This window comes from Kutzneria sp. CA-103260, assembly GCF_018263855.1.
GTDB lineage: Bacteria > Actinomycetota > Actinomycetes > Mycobacteriales > Pseudonocardiaceae > Kutzneria.
In genome coordinates this window covers 1,241,758-1,259,568 of sequence record NZ_CP073318.1, presented here as the reverse complement: position 1 = coordinate 1,259,568, position 17,811 = coordinate 1,241,758, and the positions used below count along the sequence as shown (strand labels likewise).

Genomic DNA, 17,811 nt, shown 5'->3' with positions numbered 1-17,811 from the left:
AAGGATGTTGCTGTTTTCGCAAAAGGAGCGGCTGTGGTCGACATCAGGGACATCGAGGCGGCGGCCGAGCGGATCGCCGGGCACGTGCTGCGCACGCCGACCCTGCCCAGCCCCGGCCTGTCCGCGCTGCTCGGCGCGCCGGTGACGGCCAAGCTGGAGCTGCTCCAGCTCGGCGGCTCGTTCAAGGTCCGCGGGGCGGCGGCGAAGATGCTCACGCTGACCGACGCTGAGCGCGCCGCCGGGGTCGTCGCGGTCAGCGGCGGCAACCACGCGATCGCTGTCGCGCTGATGGCCCAGGCGCTCAAGATCCACGCGACTGTCGTGATGCCGAAGGCAGCGCCGGCCCGGTCGGTCGAGGCGACCCGTGCGGCCGGGGCCGAGGTGCGGCTGACCGACGACGTCGTGGCTGCGTTCACGTTGATGGAGGAACTCCAGCGCGATGGCCTGACCAACGTGCACCCGTTCGCTGACCCTGTCGTGCTGGCCGGACAGGGCACCGTGGGCCTGGAGCTGGGCGAGGACGCCAGCGAGCTGACCGATGTCCTGGTGAGCATAGGCGGTGGTGCGCTGATCTCCGGGGTGGCCGTCGCATTGACTGCCCTGCGGCCGGGGATCCGGGTGTGGGGCGTGGAAACCGAAGGGGCGCGGACGATGTCCGACGCGCTGGCCGCCGGCGGCCCGGTGCCGACGAAGCTGTCGTCGATCGTGACCACGCTCGGCGTGCCGAAAACCGCGCAGCTGCCCTACGACATTGTGTCCACTTTGGTCACCGACGTGCTGCTGGTGTCGGATTCCGAAGCCGTGCAAGGAGTTGTGGAGCTGGCCGAGCACGCCAAGGTGTGGGCCGAGCCGGCCGCCGGGTGCCTGCTGCCCGCGGCACGCCGCGTGCTGGACAAGGTGGGCCCCGACGCCCGACTCGGTCTGGTGCTGTGCGGCGGCAACGCCGCTTTCAGGGATGTTGTCGCTTGGACTTAGAACTGCTGGAACGCCTTGGTGAAGTCGCCGTCGCCCTGGCTCACGCCGCTGCACGTGGACGAGGCCGTGGTGCTGCCGGCGCAGCCGCCGTTGTCCCGGCCTTCGGCCCAGAACGACAGCAGCGTGGCGCCCTTCGACTGCGCGTGCGACACCACACTGGCCGCGTCGGCCACCGAGAACACCTCGCCAGCACTGTCGTTCTGCCCGATCATGGGCGTGTTGCCCATCATCGCGAACGCGTCGGCGCTGGACTTGCCGAACGCCGAGGCGACCTGACCGGCCGCCGCGTCCAGGGCCGAGTTGGACGCGTCGCCCATCTCGGTGCCGGAAGTGCCGTAGTCCATGGACATCACGTTCACCACGTCCGGCGTGAACCCGTTGGCCTTGCCGGTGGACAGCAGCTTCGTGCCGTCGCCGGTGAGGCCGGTCGGCAACGTGGGGATGGTGTAGTCCAGGGCCAGGCTGCGGCCGCTGCTGCTGGCCCAGCTGCGCACCTGGGCCAAGGCCTTGGTGGTGCGGTCCACGTCGGTGGCGTTGGTGATCGCCGTCGACTCGATGTCGAAGTCCAGGCGCGGCGCGTTGAACGTGGTCACCACGTCCTCGATCTGCGCGGCCGCGGCCTCCGGCGACGAGCAGGTCGTGCCGAGGTCGGTGCCGCCGTTGTCGGAGGTCCAGCCGCCGAACGAGATGATCACGTCGCCGCCGGCCGCGCGCAGGTCGCTGACCTGCTGCTGCCAGCCGGAGCTGTTCGGCATCGACCACTTGCAGCCGGCGCCGTCAACGAAGGCCAGCGTGAAGTACTTGGTGCCGTAGCTGCTGGCCACCTGGGTCAGGGTGACGTTGCTCAGGCCGGTGTCCACGTACGGCGCGAAGAACTTGCCGGGAAAGGCGTGCGGCGCGGCCTGGGCCGGCGCGGCGCAGGCCAGGGCGGCCAAGGCGGACACGGCCAGCGCCGTGGTGATTCGCTTCATGCAGGGTCACATCCTCGGGTCCGGGCAGGGACCTGTCACGGTGGACTAGACCACTCGCGGTGTCAAGGGTCGACGCCGCCGATCCGCCGTTCCACAATGGATGTTCACGTATTAACAAGGGGTTGACATGACGACAACTCGTGACGGCTGCACGGTCGAGCTCTACGCGCTGCTACCGCCGGCCGGCGAGCCCGAGGTGATCCACCAGGCGATCCCGGCCGGCGCGACCGTGCTGGACCTCGGCACGGGCGCCGGCCGGATCGCGTTACCGCTTGCGGCGCTGGGACATCCGGTCACCGGGGTGGACAACTCGGCCGAGATGCTGGCCCATGTCCGGAATGCCGAGACGGTGCTGGCCGACATCGAGACGCTGCGACTGGGTCGCCGCTTCGACGCCGTCCTGCTGGCCAGCAATCTGCTCAACACGCCCGAAACGGCGCTACGGCGGGCATTCCTGGCCACGGCGGCTTATCATGCCGACGGCCCGGTGATCGTGCAGTGGACCCCGCCGGCCTGGTTCGACACCATGGACGCCGGCACCCGCCAAATCGGACCGGTCACCGTCACCACCAAGGACATCGTCCGCGACGGCGATCTCCTCTCCGCGACGGCCCAGTACGACACCGCGGACCAGCACTGGGAGCACGCCTTCACCGCGCTTCGACTGTCCACATCGGACGTCGAAGAGGAACTGGCCGCCGTCGGGTTGCGGCTGGAGCGGTGGCTGACCGAGGATCAGAGCTGGTTCACGGCCACTGTCCGAGAACCGAACCAGCGCTCCAGCGTGTCGGCCAATCCCTCGGCGCTGGGTTCGTCCGACGCCCAGGCCACGTAGGTGTCCGGCCTGATCAGCATCGCGGCCGGCAGGCCGTCCACCGGCTCGGCGGTGATCACGTCCACCGGGCCCTGGAACCGCCCCAGCGTGCCGGTGAAATCGAGCAGCAGCGGGCGGGCGGTGCGGGCCAGTTCGGCCAGGCGGACCGGGCCGTCCGGCGTCACCAGGTCCATCGGCGGCGCGAACCGGCCGACCAGCGGATGCGCGTCGGCGATGCCCATGTCGTACCGAATGTCCGTACCAGCCATCAGTTCCGCAACCCGCTTCACCGCGGACGGGTCGGCCAGCATCTCACCGAACAACGTGCGCAGCGCGGTGACGTCGCTGCCGGGCGCGACCATCGCGGCGGTCGCCGACGCGTGGACGACCAGCCGCTCGGCGGCGATGCGCCGCTCACGGTCGTACGTGTCGAGCAGGCCGTCCGGGGCAGTTCCCGCGATGGCGGCGGCGAGTTTCCAGCCGAGGTTGGCGGCGTCCTGCATGCCGAGGTTCAGGCCGCCGCCACCGGCCGAGTAGATGTGCGCGGCGTCGCCGAGCAGGAACACCCGGCCGTCGCGGAACCGCTCGGCGATCCGGGTGTTGCCCTTGGCCAGGCGGTTGAGCAGGTGCGGCCCGTCGCCGGTGGGCTCGCCGAGCGGCAGGTCCACGCCGAGCACCCGGCGCACACTGGCCCGCATCTCGTCCATGGTCAGGGGTTCGTCGCTTTCCGGCTGGTCCCACTCGGTGGTGGCGATGGTCGGCGGGTGATCCGGCAGTGGCGCATAGGAGAAATTGCCCTGCTCGGTGCGAATGCCGATGAACGGCAACGCGATGCCGTGGCCGGGTATTTTCAGTCCTCGTGTGGCCGGGTCAATCCAGTCCGGCGGCACAATCGCGTGCGCCATGCGCAGAGTCGTCCGGTCGTAGGTGACGCCGGGGAAATCGATCCCGCACAGCTTGCGCACCGCGCTGCGGGCGCCGTCCGCGCCGACCAGATACTGGGTCCGCAGTTCGTAGCGGCCGTCGGGTCCGTCGACCCGCACGGTGACGCCGTCGTCGTCCTGGCTCAGGCCGACGAGCTCATGGCCGGCGCGGATCTCCACCCCGAGGGCCAACGCCCGTTCGGTCAGGACGTTGACGATCTTCCGCTGCGGCACCGGCAGCACGTGCAGCGGGCTCCGGTCGAGCAGCCCCAGGTTCAGATACATGCCCGCGTAAGGAAAGAAGCCGCTGTTCGGCTGCGGCGGGCCGGGCCGGGCGGCCAGCGCCTCGTACAGGCCGCGGTGGTCGACCAGCCGGACCACCTCGCCGACCAGTCCGTTGGCCTTGGGCTCGACGCTCGGCTCCGGCAGCCGCTCCAGCACCACCGGCCGCTGCCCGGCCAGGGCCAGTTCGCAGGCCAGCATCAACCCGTTGGGGCCGCCGCCCGAGATGACAACGTTCATGACTCCCCCTCCGGCACGGGAAGTCCCCGGCCGATTTCCGTGAAAGCTCGTTCCAGCGCCTCGATGACCGACCCGTTCGGGTCGTTGACCATCCAGTGCCGCATGGCGGTGGCGATCGCCGCGGTCGCCACCGACGCCGCCAGCTGCGGGAACAGGTCCCGCTCGGCGTCCAGGCCGACCCGGTCGGCGATGGCCGCCGCCAGCTCGTCCTTGGCGATGTCGTCAGCCCGCAGCAGTTCGGCGTGCAGCGACGGGTGGGCCAGCACCAGCTTGACCCGCTCCATGTGCCCCTCGTCGCGGGGCGAATCCGGGGCCCCGCTCAGGCTCTTCCGGGCCGCGTCGACCACCGCCGGCCACAGCGGCTCGGTCGCCGGCCGGGTGCGCAGCTCGTCGGCGACGACCAGCGCCCGCTCCAGGTGGCTGGCCGCGACCGCCTCCGCCTTGCTGCTGAAGTAGTTGCGGAAGGTCCGCTCGGAGACGTTGGCCGCCGCCGCGATGTCCTCCACCGCGACCTCGTCCCAGCCCCGCTCGACGATCAGCCCGATCGTCGCCCGGCTCAGGGCCAACCGCGTCTCACGCTTCTTCCGTTCCCGCAACCCCGTCATGACGCAACAGTACCCCCAATCTTGCCAACTCGGCAAGATTTCCACAAACGCAATCTTACCACTCTGGCAATCTTCCCGAAAGCAAACGCCATATGTGCGCCACAGTCGACTTCCACAGCCACATGTGGACCACATGTGGCAAAAAAGGCGGGAGCGTTAGGGGCGGGCGGGGGTTCGGGGGCGGCCGGCGCTGACGACGGAGCCGGCGGTGGGCGAGAGGCGGAGGAAGAGCAGGGTGCCGACCAGGGCGATCGCCGCGCCGACCAGGAAGGCGATACGGAAGTCCAGCACCGTGGGCACTCTCCCGCCGGCGGCGACGTGCACGACGGTCGCCGCGATGGCGACGCCCATGCCGGTGGCGAGCTGGGTGATGGTGGCGTTCACGGTGCTGGCGGCGCTCATGGCCGAGGCGGGGACGTCGGCGAAGGCCAGGGTGTTGATGCCGGTGAACTCCAGCGACCGGAACGCGCCGCCGAGGAAGCACACCACCGAGATCAGCCAGTACGGCGTCGAGGGCCCGAAGAGGGCGCAGGCCGCCAGCGACAAGGCGACCAGCAGGCCGTTGCCGACGAGCACCCGCCGGAAGCCGAACCGTCGCACGGTCGGGGTGGTGATCGTCTTCATCACCAGGTTGCCGGCGAACACGGTCAGCACCAGCAGGCCGGAGGTCACGGCGCTGAGCCCGAAGCCGACCTGGAACAGCAGCGGCAGCAGGAACGGCACCATGTTGATGGCCAGCCGCAGCAGCGAGCCCTCGGCCGAGGTCGCGGCGTACGTGCGGATCCGCAGCGGCGACAGGTCCAACAAGGGTGTCGGATGCCGGAGCGCGTGCCGGACGGCCACCACGCCGACGGCCAGGCCGATGACCAGCAGACCCACGGTGAGCAGCCAGTTCGACCCGCCGCCGGCCTGGTCGAGGCCGTACACCAGGCAGGCGATGGCCACCGCGCTCAGCGCGAACCCGAGCCCGTCGAACGGCCGCCGCTGCCGCTGCGAGGCCGGCACCACGAGCAGTGCCGCCACCAGGGCGATCGCGCCGAGCGGCACGTTGATCAGGAAGATCCAGCGCCATGAGGCGTAGGTGGTGATCACACCGCCGACCGGCGGGCCGAGCACCGGGGCGATCAGGCCGGGCCAGGTGATGATGGCCGTGGCCGCCATCAAGTCCGCCTTCGCGGCGCCTCGCAGCACGACGGTCCGCCCCACCGGCACCATCATCGCCCCGCCGACCCCTTGCAGCACCCGGGCCAGCACGAACTCCAACAGGGTCTGGGAGGCGGCGCACAGCACCGAGGCCAGCGTGAACAGGACGATCGCCACGCAGAACACCGGCCGCGCCCCGAACCGCTCCGACAGCCAGCCGCTCAGCGGGATCATCACCGCCACGGTCAGCAGATACGCCGTGACGCCGAGGCCGGCGTCGACCGCGCCGACATGGAACGAGCCGGCGATGCCCGGCAGCGCCGTGCTGATCACGGTGCCGTCCAGCAGCTCCATGAAGAACGAACCCGCGACGATGACCGCGACCAGTCGACTGCTCACGACCAGCAACCTAGCCGGTGATCCGGGCCGGCTAGAAAACCTTCTCACACGGTGGTCGGCAGGCCCCCGATCCGCAGCAGCGCGTGCGGGTGCGCACCCCGGCCGAGCTGGCGGGACAGACCCTCGCGCACCTCGTCCAGCTTGATCAGCCGGGTCACCGGCCGGACCGCCAGCCCGAATGCCGACGCGGCCAGCCGGGCGTTCTGGATCGCCGCCCCGGCCAGTATGTGGTCGCGCGGGGTGTCGCCGCTGGTCGTGACGACCAGCACCGGGTCGGCCACCAGCCGCGCGGCGATCGAGCACACGGCGTCGGCGTACGGCTCGGCCGACATCGTCGCCAGCGGCCCGAGCTGGGCCGTCACCTGCGCCACCGGCGTGGTCTGCTGCGGCTCCAGCCACGGGGCGAGCTCGTCGGCGCACCAGCGGTCGCCGTCCATCCGTCTGCCGGCGTGCAACACCAGGCGAGCGGTCTCCATGGCCGCGGCCCGGTCACTGAGCAGCCGCAACTCGGTGCCGGGGCACCAGTTGGAGGCGACCAGCTTGGCCACCGCCGCCAGGTCGGGCACCCACTCCGCCGGCTCGGCCCAGTACGGCGGCATCCGCTCGATCTGGCGGTGCAGCAGCGTCTCGCGGTCGGTGGCCGGCGCCGGGGAGACCGCCTTCACGGTGGCCACCAGGTCCGGGGCCGTGCCGTCGCCGGCCAGTTCGATGGTCGAGCGCCAGCCCAGCACCCGCATGGCCAGGAACAGGTTGGCCAGGGCGGTGCCGCAGTAGAGCAGCCGGTTCACGCCGGCGCGCTCGTAACGCGTGCCCGGGCCCAGCTCGAACAGGGACGCGGCCCGCTCGCCCAGCTGGAGCACGTAGGGCCGCTCGGGGTGTAGCACGGGCGCGTGCCGAATGGCGTTGAGCAGCGTGGTCGCCTCGAACTTGGTCCACTGGTCACCGGAATTGCGCCGGGTCAGCACAACGGTCCTCCGAACGTCGCCGGTCTGCCTGAGATCACTCCCGAACGTGAAGACGCCTCCAGGCCACGTCTTGTTCACTTCTTCCGCGAAGGACCTTGGACACTGCCACGGTTCGCGGGCCGCTGACTAGGGTTGGGTGTGCCCACCCGAGTGTTTCTGGTCGACGACCACGAGATCGTGCGGCGCGGCATCGCCGATCTGCTCGACGACGAGCCGGACCTGCTGGTCTGCGGCGAGGCCGCCTCCGCCGCCGAAGCGCTGGCGCGGATCCCCGCGACCCGGCCCGACGTCGCGGTGCTGGACGTGCGCCTGCCCGACGGCAACGGGGTGGAGCTGTGCCGTGAGCTGCGGACCCGGACGCCCGAGCTGCACTGCCTGATGCTCACCTCGTTCTCCGACGACGAGGCCCTGCTCGACGCGATCATGGCCGGGGCCGCCGGTTTTGTGCTCAAGCAGGTCCTCGGCCACGACCTGCTGGCCGCGATCCGCACCGTGGCCGGCGGTCAGTCCTTGTTGGACGGTCGCACCACCGCCGCCCTGATGAACCGCCTGCGCCGCCAGCGCGACGACGCCGATCCGCTGCGCGAGCTGTCCGATCAGGAGCGGACCGTGCTGGAGCTGATCGGCGACGGGCTGACGAACCGTCAGATCGCCGAACGCATGTTCCTGGCCGAGAAGACCGTGAAGAACTACGTCTCGCACCTGCTGGCCAAGCTCGGCATGCAGCGCCGCACTCAGGTCGCCGTGCTGGCCACGGAGTTGCGCAGCCGTGACAAGAGTTAAGGGAGGGGGACCCGCCAGGTCAGCAGGGTGCCGCCGGTTTCCCGCGCCACCACGTCCAACGTGCCGCGGCAGGCGCGGGCCCGCTCGGCGAGGTTGGCCAGCCCGCTGCGCCGGACATCCGACGGTATGCCCACCCCGTCATCACCCACCCGGATGACCAGGTCCTCCCCCGCGTCCACGGCCAGGGTCAGCTCGGTGGCGCCGGCATGCCGCAGGGCATTGCTCAGCGCCTCCCGCACGACGGCGTCGGCGTGCTCGGCCACCGAGGGCGGCACGAGGGTGTCGACGGCGCCGGAGATCCGCACCGACGGGGTGGGGGTGGCATCGGCCGTGAGCTCGGCCACAGTGTCCAACAGCCTGCGGCGCAAGCCTTCCATGCCGTTGCCGCCGGAGGTGTGCAGGTCGAAGATGGACGTGCGGATCTCCCGCACGGTCTCGTCCAGCTGCTCGACGGCCTTCTGGATCCGGGCCCGCACGTCGGGGTCGGCGGCGCGGCGCAGCGTGCCCTGCAACCCCAGACCGGTGGCGAAAAGTCGTTGGATGACATGGTCGTGCAGGTCGCGGGCGATCCGGTCGCGGTCGGCCAGCACGGCCAGCAGCCACTGCGTGCGTTGCTTCTCGGCGAACTCGATGGCCACCGCGGCCTGGTCGGCGAACGAGCTGAGCAGCGGCACCTCGGATGGCTCCAGCGGCCGGGATCCCTTGTCCCGCACGGCGATCAGCACACCGGTGGCCCCGCCGGCCGAGCGCAGCGCCACCGCGACGGCCGGCCCGAAGCCGGCGGCGTCGGGGCCGAGCTCGCCGCCCAGCGCCTCGGCCAGGGTCGGGATCAGCCGCGGCACGCCGTCACGGGTGATCGCCGCCAGCACCGAATCCCCGTCGGCCAGCTGCCGGCCGACCAGGGACGGGCCGCCGGGGCCGGCGTACGAGTGCACCCGCAGCACATCGTCTTCCTCGTCCACCAACAGGATCAGCGCGTGGTCGGCCACCGCCAGGTCCCGCACCCGGTTGGCCACCATCTGCAGCGCGTCAGTCGCGGTGCAGCCGGCCAGCAGCTCGGCCCGCACCTCCGAGGACGCTTCCAGCCAACGCTGCCGCCGCCGGCTCTGCTCGAACAGCCGCGCGTTCTCCACGGCCACCCCGGCCGCCGTCGCGAGCGCTTCCACCACCGACACGTCTTCCTCGGTGAACCCGCCGGAATCCCGCTTCTCGGTCAGGTACAGGTTGCCGAACACCTCGTCACGGACCCGCACCGGCACGCCGAGGAACGTTCGCATCGGCGGATGGTGCGGCGGCAGGCCGGTGGACGCCGGATGCTTGGTCAGATCGTCCAGCCGCAACGGCTTCGGGTCGTGGATCAGCACGCCCAACAACCCGTGCCCCCTGGGCAGCGCGCCGATGCGCCGCCGGGTCCGCTCGTCGAAGCCCACCTCTACCAGTTCGGCCAGCTCACGGTCGGGGCCGAGCACCCCCAATGCGCCGTACTGGGCGTCCACCAGGTCGACGGCGGCCCGCACTATTCGCCGCAGCGTCGACTCCAGCTCGATGCCGGCCGACACCGACAACACAGCGTCCAGCAACCCCTGCAACCGCTCCGAACGCGCAGACCCGGGTCTCCGCTCCCGCACAACCTCACTCCAGCTCCGCCCCGCGACCCCATGATGATCCAGATCCGACGCCGTCCGCGTGACCGCCGAACGGTCGTCAGCCGATCACCCTGTCGGCGGGCGCAGCCGGCGTCCGGTGAGCATCTCCAGCCCGACCGCCACGAACCGGTCGTGCTCGCCGACGCCCCACCGTCGCAGGCCACCCGCCGCAGCGCGCTCGTCCGGACGCACCGGCCGGGTGCGTCCGATGCCCAGCACGCTCCAGCCGCCCGTCGGCCCCATCTCGTCCGCCTCGAACGCCACGACCGTGGCCCGCGTCGCCGCGGCCAGCCGGCCGGCGCCGGACACCCGCAGCAGCACGGCCCGGCCCAGCAACAGGAAGTACACCGGCAGCACCGACGGCAGGGCCCGGTCGCTGACCGCGATCCGGCCCAGCGGTACCGTGGCCAGCAGCCGCAGGCACTCCGCGTCGTCCAACACGGCGAGCCCGGTCGAGTCGGTCCCGGTGGCGGACTGATCGAGACTCATGGGGCCCAGCGTCGACCGGAACCGGCCACGGCGACAGCGACAAGAGGCCCGTTCGGCCGGGACCTTCGACCCTGGGATGATCCGACAATGGGACACGCACTGGTGTTGGGTGGTGGCGGTGTGGCCGGCATCGCCTGGGAGATCGGGCTGCTGGCCGGGCTGGACGAGGCTGGGGTCACAGTACGGGACGCGGACCTGGTCGTCGGCACCTCGGCCGGCTCGGCGGTGGCCGCGCAGCTGGCCAGCGGGCTGCCGCTGGCGGAACTGCTGGCGCGGCAGGTGGATCCGGCCAAGCAGGCGCCGGAGATCGCGGCCGACATCGACATGGAGAAGATGGCCCAGCTGTTCGGCCTGGAGCAGGCGCCGGCCGACCGGGCCGCGCTGCGTCGCCAGATCTGCCGCATCGCGCTGCTCGCCGAGACGGTCAGCGAGGCCGACCGGCACGCCGTGATCGAGGCCCGGGTGCCGGTCGACGCCTGGCCCGACGGGCAGCGGGTGCTGATCGTCGCCGTGGACGCGAACACCGGTGAGGAAAGGGTTTTCGACCGCGACAGCGGCGTGGGCCTGGTGGACGCGGTGGCGGCCAGCTGCGCGGTGCCCGCGGTGTGGCCCCCGGTCACCATCGGCGACACCCGCTACGTCGACGGCGGGGTGCGCAGCGCCGAGAACGCCGACCTGGCCGCCGGACACGAGGTCGTGCTGGTGTTGCAGGCCATGGCGATGGAGGGCGTCACGGACCTCGAGGACCAGGTGGAGTCGTTGCGGTCACAGGGATCCACCGTGCTCGTGGTCACGCCGGACGCCGAGGTGCTGGCCGCCATGGGCGCCAACCCGCTGGACCCGGCCGTCCGCACGCCGACCGCCACCGCCGCCCAGCGGCAGGGCGCCGCGTTGGCCACCGAGATTGCCGCCTTCTGGCGCTGATCCGACTGCCCGTTCGGCGGACAGCCGAACCACTGTGGTCGCTGTCACACTTGCAGTTCCGTGGCTTTCAGGAGGACCCGCCATGCTCGGTCTCCGTGCCCTCGCGCGCTTGTTCCGCCGGCGACCGGCCCGGCCGGTGATCCCCAGTCCGCGGCTGGCCGAGGTGATCCCGCTGGCCCTGGCCGAGAAGGCCATGGCCGACGGCTGTCCCACCCCGGACCAGGAGTTGATGCTGATGGCGGCGGGCAGTCCCGCGCACCTGGCCCGCCGCCATCCCAGCCTCGTCCGTCCACAGTGGAGGAAACGCTAGCCTATCCGCTGGCGTACCAGGTCCGATTCCTTCAGCGGGTCCACGATGTCCAGGCCGCCGGCCGTCTTCGGGTCGGGGCGCAGCACGAAGGACTGCCGGCTGGACGGGTAGTTCGAGGACGAGAACAGCAGCGGCGCGGTCAGGCCGCCGGTGTCCACACCGGTCAGCTCGTGGAACGCCTTCTGCACGCCGGCCCTGGTCAGGTCGCCCTCGGCGCAGGCCCGCTTGAGGATGGCGGCGTAGCCGATGCCGACGACGTAGCCGTACACCATCGCCAGCGACGGCTTTCCGTTCGGGTACTTGGCCTTGTACGCGGTCGCCAGGTTCTCGGCGGCCGGGATCTTCGCGCTGTACGGGGCCACCGACGAGGACACCAGCACCAACTGCTGGAAGGCCGGGCCGGCCGGGCTGGCCAGCACGCTCGGGTCGAAGCCGGGGTTGGAGACCAGGAACGGCACGGTCAGGCCAGCCGCGGCGGCGGTGCCGACGGCCATCGCCGTCTGCTGCGGATAGGTGCTGATCGCCACCGCCTTGGCCCCGGCCGCCTTCAGCTGCCCGATCTCGGCGGTGAAGTCGGTCTTGTTCGGCGGCACCTCGATCGCCTTGAGGGTCAGGCCCATCTTGTCGGCGACGAACTGGCTGCCCTGCAACGCGTTCCCGCCGTACTCGGGGTCGTTGAGGTAGATGTGCCCGATCGTGTCGCCCTTCTGCAGCTTGCCCTGGCGCAGCAGGTAGTCGAGGCTGTTGATCACGTCCAGGTCGTAGGTGGCGCCGACCACCACCATGTACGGGTTGCCCAGCAGGTCGCTGGACCAGGACGTGGGCGCGGCCATCACCTGCTGCTGCAGCATGTCCGGTGTGATCCGGCTGGTGATCTCGCTGCCCACGACCTGGAGCAGGCCCAGCACGGTGGGTTCCATCTTGAAGTACAGCTGCGTCGCCTTGTTGCTGTCGAAGCCGGTGTCCTGCACGTCCAGCTCGATCTGGCGGCCGCAGATGCCGCCGTCGGCGTTCAGCTTGTCGACATACAGCTGATTGCCTTGCACCACCGCCTCGCCCAGCGGGCCGAAGGGCCCTGACAGATCGCTGAGCGCACCCAGCCGGATCGTCTTGTCGGTGACACCGGTGCCGGTCTTCACGGCGGGCGCGGGCGTTCCGCAGGCGGTGGCCGCCACTGCAAGTGCGAGCAGTGACGTCAGCGCTGCGGAACGTGGCCCCAGGAAACGAGATCTGCGGGGGAACACACCTACGAAGGTATCTTGTGGACCGGCCGAGTCACGTTTCAGTGCACCGATCACCGGCGACATTACTCCACTCGGCCGATCAAGCCCCGCGTGTTCGGCTCAGCTCGCCCACTCCAACAGCGGCCGGCTGTGCTCCGGATTGCGCAGTTGCGCCAGCGCGCCCTTCTCCAGCTGCCGAACCCGCTCGCGGGTCAGGCCGACGCGCTCCGCGACCTCCTGCAGGGTCCGCGGGTTGCCGCCGTCCAGCCCGAACCGCAGGCTGACGATCAGCGCTTCCCGCTGCGGCAGGGTGTTCACGACCGCGCGCACCTGCTCGTTCATCGCCTCGCGCTCCAGCACCTCACTGGCCCGCACCGACTCGGTGTCCTCGATCAGGTCCGAGATGCTGGTCTCGCCATCCTCGCCGACGGTGGCGTCCAGGCTGGTCGCCTCGCGGCTGGCCCGGCGCAGCTCGTCCACCCGCTCCACCGGCAGGCCGACCTCGTCGGCGATCTCCTGCAGCGAGGGCTCGCGGCCCAGCTTCAGGTTCAGCTGGCGGTCCGCCTTCGCGATCTTGTTCACCTGCTCGACCACGTGGACGGGCAGCCGGATCACCCGCGAGGTCTCCGCGACCCCGCGCTCGATGGCCTGCCTGATCCACCACATCGCGTAGGTGGAGAACTTGAAGCCCTTGGCGTAGTCGAACTTCTCGACCGCCCGGATCAGACCCAGGTTGCCCTCCTGGATGACGTCCAGGAACGGCAGCCCGCGGTGGCTGTACTTGCGGGCGGTGGAGACCACCAGCCGCAGGTTCGCCCGAATCATGTGGTCCCGCGCCAACTCGCCGTCCCTGGCCACCATGGCCAGCTCCTCGCGGGTCCGTCCCCCCAGCTCACCGGTCCTGAGCAGTTCGGCGGCGTACACGCCCGCCTCGATCCGCCGGGCCAACGACACCTCTTCCGGCGCCGTCAGCAGCGGGGTGGTCCCGATGTCGGCGAGGTAGTGGCGCACCAGGTCCTGGTCGCCGTCCGTCGCGGCCCGCTGCCGGGGCGTCCTGACCTCCGCCACGATGACCTCCTCACGTCTACGTCGGCCCGAGCGCGCAGGGTTGTTGCTCTGCTACGTTCGGAAGAGCGGATCCCGGGAGCCGGTCGGCCCCTCTCGGTGTGTCCGCATGTCGTCCAACGCGAGAACGGGACGGTTAATTCCACGTAGCGTGACGCCGGTGTCCGGCGTCAGCTAGGTCACACTTTCGTGGTGGGCTCAGTTGCGCCGCTGACCGACCCTCAGCAGCAGCTCGTCGACGCTGATCCCGTTGCTCACGGTGTCCGCGCGATGGCGGCCGGCGTCCGGCTCCGTCATCGCGACCCGGTCTGTTTCCGGCTCGGCCCAGCCCGTGAAGTCGCTGTCCACACTCATCTCAGGTTCCTTTCCCCGACCTCTGGTCCTTTACTTACCCCCTCCACACGGATTTGACTCGCGAAATAAGGGTCGAGGTAATTCTGATCACGTCCGGAGTGTCGAAACGGGAAAGCACCTGGGGCTGGGCGCACCTTCGGGCGCGCCGTTCCGGGCCGGCACGGGGGACACTGGTCCCGGAACGGCGTTCGGGTCGGCGGGGCGCCTGCGGGCGGCATTCGGGACTGCCGCCATCCGCGGATGTGAGGGGTCATCGACGCGGTCAACGCGGCTCGCTCGCCGCCGACCACTTCTCACAACGCGGGACGCCCCTGTTCTGTTCCCTCATCGCTGGTGTCGATCCTGGGCATCACCGGCAGGTTCTCCGGACTGGCGGCCTGCTCGGGAATGAACAGCGTCGGGGTGCCCGAAGGGGCGATCCCGGTGCCCAACTCCGTGAGACGGGCACGCAGCAACGCCAGCACGGGCTCACGTTGCCCGTGCACGCATTCGTAACCCAACAACTGGTGCAGTTCGTGGGCGGTCAGGCTCAGGATTGCGTCGGCCAGCTCACCGAACGTGAGCCGGGTGTAGTTGCGGAGCGGAAGAGCCGCGGAGCTGTCTGGCATAACCGGGTACCTCCTGCCCTCGCTGGGCCGGTACCAGCAAGAATGCACCATCGCGATGCCCGAAGGCCCGCCCGTTTAATCCCGGTTCATCCAGAACCACACGCTCGGCCTAGCGAAACCGGCGGTAATCACCCGAATGCCCTGCGTGGTCGCGGTACTGGACGCGCACGGAGGGTAGCCATGGCAGGCTGGGGCGATGACGGTGACTGGTTGGGTCGCGCAACGGTTGCTGAAGCTGCCGCCGGCGACGGTGCCCAAGGTGGTGGTCGAGCGGGACCTGCCGGTCCCCGCCGACGACGGTGTGACGCTGCTCGCGGACCATTGGGCGCCCGCGGGCCCCGGCACGTTCCCGACCGCCCTGGTGCGGTCCCCCTACGGCCGCGGCGGGCCGCTGGGCTGGATGATGGGCCGGCTGCTGGCCGAGCGGGGCTTCCATGTGGTGATCGTCAGCTGTCGGGGCACCTTCGGCTCCGGCGGCGGCGAGTTCCGGGCCATGCGCCAGGAGCGGGCCGACGGCCATGCCGCGCTGCGCTGGCTGGCCGAGCAGCCGTGGTTCGACGGCTCCGTCGTGCTGACCGGGGCCAGCTATCTGGGCTACACCCAGTGGGTCGTCGCCGCCGACGCGCCCGTGCAGGTCAAGGCGATGATCCCGCACGTCACCTCGTCCCGGCTGGCCATGGCCTTCCTGCGGCCCGGCCGGATCGAGCTGGAGACCCTGCTGAGCTGGTCGGCGATGACCGCCACCCAGGAGCAGCGGTTCGCCGGCCTGCGGAGGCTGCTCGGCGGCCGCAAGCGTGTCGAGGCCGCCATGCGGACTCTGCCGCTGGCCAACGGCGATCAGGCCGCCCTGGGCCGGGAGTGGCCGTTCTATCAGGAGTGCCTGCACCATGACCAGGACGACCCGTACTGGAAGGACGAGGACTTCAGCGCCATCGTCGGCGACGTGAAGGTGCCGGTGAGTTCCATCGCCGGCTGGTACGACATCTTCCTGGCCGATCAGCTGCGGGACTACAAGGCTCTTGTCGCCGCCGGCCGGCCTCCCCGCCTGACTATCGGCCCTTGGTACCACTCGCATCCGCAGGGTCTGGCCGCTTCGCTGTGGGAGACCGTCCGCTGGGCCGGGCCGTTGGCTCGGGGCGACAAGCCCGGGTATCGGGCTCCCGTGCGGCTGTTCGTGATGGGCGTGAAGGAGTGGCGGGAGTTCGACCAGTGGCCGCCCGCCGGGTACTCGCCGCAGCGCTGGCACCTGTTGTCCGGCAACGCCCTCGGCCCCACCCCCGGCGGCTTCGACGTGCCCACTTCCTTCACCTACGATCCCGCCGACCCCACTCCTTCGGTCGGCGGCGCGAAGCTGGAGGCCCGCGGCGCCGGTCCTGTCGACAACCGTGCCGTGGAGGCCCGTTCCGACGTCCTCACTTTCACGTCGGATGTGCTGGCCGCCGACCTGGAGGTCATCGGCGAGGTGTCCGCCGAGGTGTGGCTCCGCGCCGACCGCCCCGCCTGCGACTTGTTCGTGCGCCTGTGCGACGTCGACCAGCGGGGCCGCTCCATCAACATCTGCGACGACTTGGTCAAGGTCCGTCCCGACGGCATCACTCAGGTCACCGTCGACCTGTCCCCCACCGCCCACGTCTTCCGCCGCGGCCACCGCCTCCGCGTCCAGGTCTCCGCCGCCGCTTTCCCCCGCTTCGCCCGCAACCTCGGCGGCGATGACCCCGTGCCCACCGCCTCGACGCCTTGGAAGACCACCGTCGAAGTGTTCCACGACGCCGGCCACCCGTCGGCCATCCTGTTGCCCGTCAAGTGATTCGGCGGCGGCGCTGGACCTTCCAGCGCCGCCCGCTACGCCGCCGTGCTCCACCTCAGGCCGTGACGCCGTTCGATCTTCGGCAGCCCGGCACTGATCTTCACGTCCCAGTCACTGTGGTGCACCAGCCGATGGTGACTTCCGCAGAGCAGCACCAGGTTGTTGAGGCTCGTCGGTCCCCCGTCCACCCAATGGATCACGTGATGCGCGTGACACTGCCTCGGTCTCCGTTGACACCCGGGGAACGCGCACCCCTTGTCCCGGATGATCAGTGCCCGCCGGATCTGATTCGGGATCGTCCTCGTCGCCCGCCCGATGTCCAGCGGCTGCGACTTGGCCTCCAACACGACCCGCATCACCTTGCTGTCACAGGCGACCCTGCGCACTGACGCCGCATCCATCGGCCCCATGCCCTCGACGTCGCCGGTGCCTCGCTGCTCCTGAAAGTCCTTGAGGGACATGGTGAGCGCCAGATGCGGCCGCTCCCCACCCGTCTCCGGCAGGTCTTCGCTGTTGGTGGCCATCTCGATGATTTCCGCCAGCGCGTCACCCTGCCGTTCGGGCGTGGTCCGGGTGTCGCTGGCCGAGGTCGGCTTGGCCAACGGGTCGATCAACGCCGCCCACTTGGCCCCGGTCTCCGGGTCGACCTTGCCGCGAAAGACCACCGACCCGTCCTTCCGGCTGGTCAGGTGCAATTCCCGCTTCGGCTCCGCCAGCTCCCGGTTGTCCGGCGCTTTCCCGTCCTGGTCGAGGAGTTGGAGGATGTGACGGGCGATCACCCTCAGCGTCGCCCCGTCAAACTCCTGAGCCTCCTCCAACAGCGCCGCCTCAACCTCATCCCGCTGGTCCTCCGGCGCTTCCTCCAAGGTCTTGTCGATCACGACCAGATGCTGCTTGCTCAGCAGGCCTTCCCGCGCCGTCTCACGGATCGCCTCACGCCCGAACAACTCCGCGTGCCTCAGCAGATCCCGGGCCTCACCACGAGTCACCTTCCACTGCGCCATCAGATCGGCAACCATCACCGCCCGATCATCCTTCACCCGCGCCGTGCGCCCCCACAACTCCCGCACCACTTCCACCTGCCGCACATAGTCCGCCCTGCGACAGGCCTCCATCCGCTCGCCGACCGACCACAGCTCCCCTTCGCCGAGCTGCCACCAGTCCGTTTTCCCTTACATACCACCATTCTACCTCTCCCAGAAGATCGATTTCCCTTACACACCAACGACTACCCATACGGGTGACACAATCGGAAAGCGCTTTCCGCAACGCGGTGGCGGAGGAT

At 70.3% G+C, this 17,811-nt stretch carries 18 protein-coding genes; 6 read left to right on the top strand and 12 right to left on the bottom strand.

The window, feature by feature from the left end; translation table 11 throughout:
• The first annotated feature begins 33 nt into the window (after positions 1 to 33).
• A complete protein-coding gene (locus JJ691_RS05525) occupies positions 34 to 975 on the top strand; it encodes a threonine ammonia-lyase (RefSeq protein ID WP_211767711.1) in 942 nt (313 codons plus the stop codon).
• On the opposite strand, the gene JJ691_RS05520 is transcribed toward JJ691_RS05525, so the two are convergent.
• Positions 972 to 1,946, bottom strand: a complete 975-nt coding sequence (locus JJ691_RS05520; RefSeq protein ID WP_211767710.1) for a chitinase — start codon at positions 1,944 to 1,946, stop codon at positions 972 to 974. The genes JJ691_RS05525 and JJ691_RS05520 overlap by 4 nt on opposite strands.
• A gap of 127 nt (positions 1,947 to 2,073) precedes the next feature.
• Between JJ691_RS05520 and JJ691_RS05515 the strand changes: the two genes are divergently transcribed.
• Positions 2,074 to 2,781, top strand: a complete 708-nt coding sequence (locus tag JJ691_RS05515; RefSeq protein ID WP_211767709.1) for a class I SAM-dependent methyltransferase — start codon at positions 2,074 to 2,076, stop codon at positions 2,779 to 2,781.
• On the opposite strand, the gene JJ691_RS05510 is transcribed toward JJ691_RS05515, so the two are convergent.
• The 4 genes from JJ691_RS05510 to JJ691_RS05495 all read right to left on the bottom strand — a co-directional run bounded on the left by JJ691_RS05510 (position 2,682) and on the right by JJ691_RS05495 (position 7,317).
• Positions 2,682 to 4,205 carry an FAD-dependent monooxygenase gene (locus JJ691_RS05510; protein WP_211767708.1) on the bottom strand — a complete coding sequence of 508 codons (1,524 nt, stop codon included), beginning with the start codon at positions 4,203 to 4,205 and terminating at the stop codon, positions 2,682 to 2,684. The genes JJ691_RS05515 and JJ691_RS05510 overlap by 100 nt on opposite strands.
• The gene (locus tag JJ691_RS05505) at positions 4,202 to 4,810 is read right to left on the bottom strand and encodes a TetR/AcrR family transcriptional regulator (RefSeq protein ID WP_211767707.1); all 609 of its coding nucleotides are present in this window, start codon (positions 4,808 to 4,810) and stop codon (positions 4,202 to 4,204) included. The genes JJ691_RS05510 and JJ691_RS05505 overlap by 4 nt, the downstream gene beginning before the upstream one ends.
• 156 nt (positions 4,811 to 4,966) lie before the next feature.
• Positions 4,967 to 6,352, bottom strand: a complete 1,386-nt coding sequence (locus JJ691_RS05500; protein WP_249227703.1) for an MFS transporter — start codon at positions 6,350 to 6,352, stop codon at positions 4,967 to 4,969.
• A 44-nt stretch (positions 6,353 to 6,396) separates the two neighbouring features.
• Positions 6,397 to 7,317: a hypothetical protein gene (locus tag JJ691_RS05495; RefSeq protein ID WP_211767706.1), complete on the bottom strand. Its 921-nt coding sequence runs from the start codon at positions 7,315 to 7,317 to the stop codon at positions 6,397 to 6,399.
• A 138-nt stretch (positions 7,318 to 7,455) separates the two neighbouring features.
• Here JJ691_RS05495 and JJ691_RS05490 point away from each other — a divergent pair, with 138 nt between their 5' ends.
• Positions 7,456 to 8,100, top strand: coding sequence for a response regulator (locus tag JJ691_RS05490; RefSeq protein ID WP_211767705.1), 645 nt, complete (start codon positions 7,456 to 7,458; stop codon positions 8,098 to 8,100).
• Here the strand turns inward: JJ691_RS05490 and JJ691_RS52080 are convergent.
• Both JJ691_RS52080 and JJ691_RS05480 read right to left on the bottom strand, forming a co-directional pair.
• Positions 8,097 to 9,680: a sensor histidine kinase gene (locus tag JJ691_RS52080; protein ID WP_211767704.1), complete on the bottom strand. Its 1,584-nt coding sequence runs from the start codon at positions 9,678 to 9,680 to the stop codon at positions 8,097 to 8,099. The two genes, JJ691_RS05490 and JJ691_RS52080, sit on opposite strands and share 4 nt — an antisense overlap.
• Positions 9,681 to 9,812: 132 nt before the next feature.
• Entirely contained in the window at positions 9,813 to 10,235 is a 423-nt protein-coding gene (locus JJ691_RS05480) for a pyridoxamine 5'-phosphate oxidase family protein (RefSeq protein WP_211767703.1), read from the bottom strand.
• Between the two features lie 87 nt (positions 10,236 to 10,322).
• Between JJ691_RS05480 and JJ691_RS05475 the strand changes: the two genes are divergently transcribed.
• Positions 10,323 to 11,159: a patatin-like phospholipase family protein gene (locus JJ691_RS05475; RefSeq protein ID WP_211767702.1), complete on the top strand. Its 837-nt coding sequence runs from the start codon at positions 10,323 to 10,325 to the stop codon at positions 11,157 to 11,159.
• A gap of 82 nt (positions 11,160 to 11,241) precedes the next feature.
• Positions 11,242 to 11,469, top strand: a complete 228-nt coding sequence (locus JJ691_RS05470; protein ID WP_211767701.1) for a hypothetical protein — start codon at positions 11,242 to 11,244, stop codon at positions 11,467 to 11,469.
• Here JJ691_RS05470 and JJ691_RS05465 read toward each other — a convergent pair.
• From JJ691_RS05465 to JJ691_RS05450, 4 genes are all read right to left on the bottom strand, one after another.
• Positions 11,466 to 12,713: an ABC transporter substrate-binding protein gene (locus tag JJ691_RS05465; protein ID WP_211767700.1), complete on the bottom strand. Its 1,248-nt coding sequence runs from the start codon at positions 12,711 to 12,713 to the stop codon at positions 11,466 to 11,468. The genes JJ691_RS05470 and JJ691_RS05465 overlap by 4 nt on opposite strands.
• A gap of 99 nt (positions 12,714 to 12,812) precedes the next feature.
• Positions 12,813 to 13,760 carry a sigma-70 family RNA polymerase sigma factor gene (locus JJ691_RS05460; protein WP_249227702.1) on the bottom strand — a complete coding sequence of 316 codons (948 nt, stop codon included), beginning with the start codon at positions 13,758 to 13,760 and terminating at the stop codon, positions 12,813 to 12,815.
• 195 nt (positions 13,761 to 13,955) lie between these two features.
• Positions 13,956 to 14,111: a hypothetical protein gene (locus tag JJ691_RS05455; RefSeq protein ID WP_211767699.1), complete on the bottom strand. Its 156-nt coding sequence runs from the start codon at positions 14,109 to 14,111 to the stop codon at positions 13,956 to 13,958.
• Positions 14,112 to 14,404: 293 nt separating this feature from the next.
• Entirely contained in the window at positions 14,405 to 14,719 is a 315-nt protein-coding gene (locus JJ691_RS05450; protein ID WP_211767698.1) for a hypothetical protein, read from the bottom strand.
• 196 nt (positions 14,720 to 14,915) lie between these two features.
• On the opposite strand from JJ691_RS05450, the gene JJ691_RS05445 reads away from it, so the two are divergent.
• Positions 14,916 to 16,526, top strand: coding sequence for a CocE/NonD family hydrolase (locus JJ691_RS05445; protein WP_211767697.1), 1,611 nt, complete (start codon positions 14,916 to 14,918; stop codon positions 16,524 to 16,526).
• A 35-nt stretch (positions 16,527 to 16,561) separates the two neighbouring features.
• Here the strand turns inward: JJ691_RS05445 and JJ691_RS05440 are convergent, their stop codons facing one another.
• Complete coding sequence (locus tag JJ691_RS05440) at positions 16,562 to 17,641, bottom strand: HNH endonuclease signature motif containing protein (protein ID WP_256449367.1); 1,080 nt, start codon at positions 17,639 to 17,641, stop codon at positions 16,562 to 16,564.
• Between the last annotated feature and the right edge of the window lie 170 nt (positions 17,642 to 17,811).

Coding starts and splice junctions, on each gene's coding strand:
- JJ691_RS05520 (WP_211767710.1), bottom strand. CDS start 1,946: ATGAAGCGAATCACCACGGCGCTGGCCGTGTCCGCCTTGGCCGCCCTG.
- JJ691_RS05515 (WP_211767709.1), top strand. CDS start 2,074: ATGACGACAACTCGTGACGGCTGCACGGTCGAGCTCTACGCGCTGCTA.
- JJ691_RS05510 (WP_211767708.1), bottom strand. CDS start 4,205: ATGAACGTTGTCATCTCGGGCGGCGGCCCCAACGGGTTGATGCTGGCC.
- JJ691_RS05505 (WP_211767707.1), bottom strand. CDS start 4,810: ATGACGGGGTTGCGGGAACGGAAGAAGCGTGAGACGCGGTTGGCCCTG.
- JJ691_RS05480 (WP_211767703.1), bottom strand. CDS start 10,235: ATGAGTCTCGATCAGTCCGCCACCGGGACCGACTCGACCGGGCTCGCC.
- JJ691_RS05475 (WP_211767702.1), top strand. CDS start 10,323: ATGGGACACGCACTGGTGTTGGGTGGTGGCGGTGTGGCCGGCATCGCC.
- JJ691_RS05470 (WP_211767701.1), top strand. CDS start 11,242: ATGCTCGGTCTCCGTGCCCTCGCGCGCTTGTTCCGCCGGCGACCGGCC.
- JJ691_RS05455 (WP_211767699.1), bottom strand. CDS start 14,111: ATGAGTGTGGACAGCGACTTCACGGGCTGGGCCGAGCCGGAAACAGAC.
- JJ691_RS05450 (WP_211767698.1), bottom strand. CDS start 14,719: ATGCCAGACAGCTCCGCGGCTCTTCCGCTCCGCAACTACACCCGGCTC.
- JJ691_RS05445 (WP_211767697.1), top strand. CDS start 14,916: ATGACGGTGACTGGTTGGGTCGCGCAACGGTTGCTGAAGCTGCCGCCG.
- JJ691_RS05440 (WP_256449367.1), bottom strand. CDS start 17,641: ATGGAGGCCTGTCGCAGGGCGGACTATGTGCGGCAGGTGGAAGTGGTG.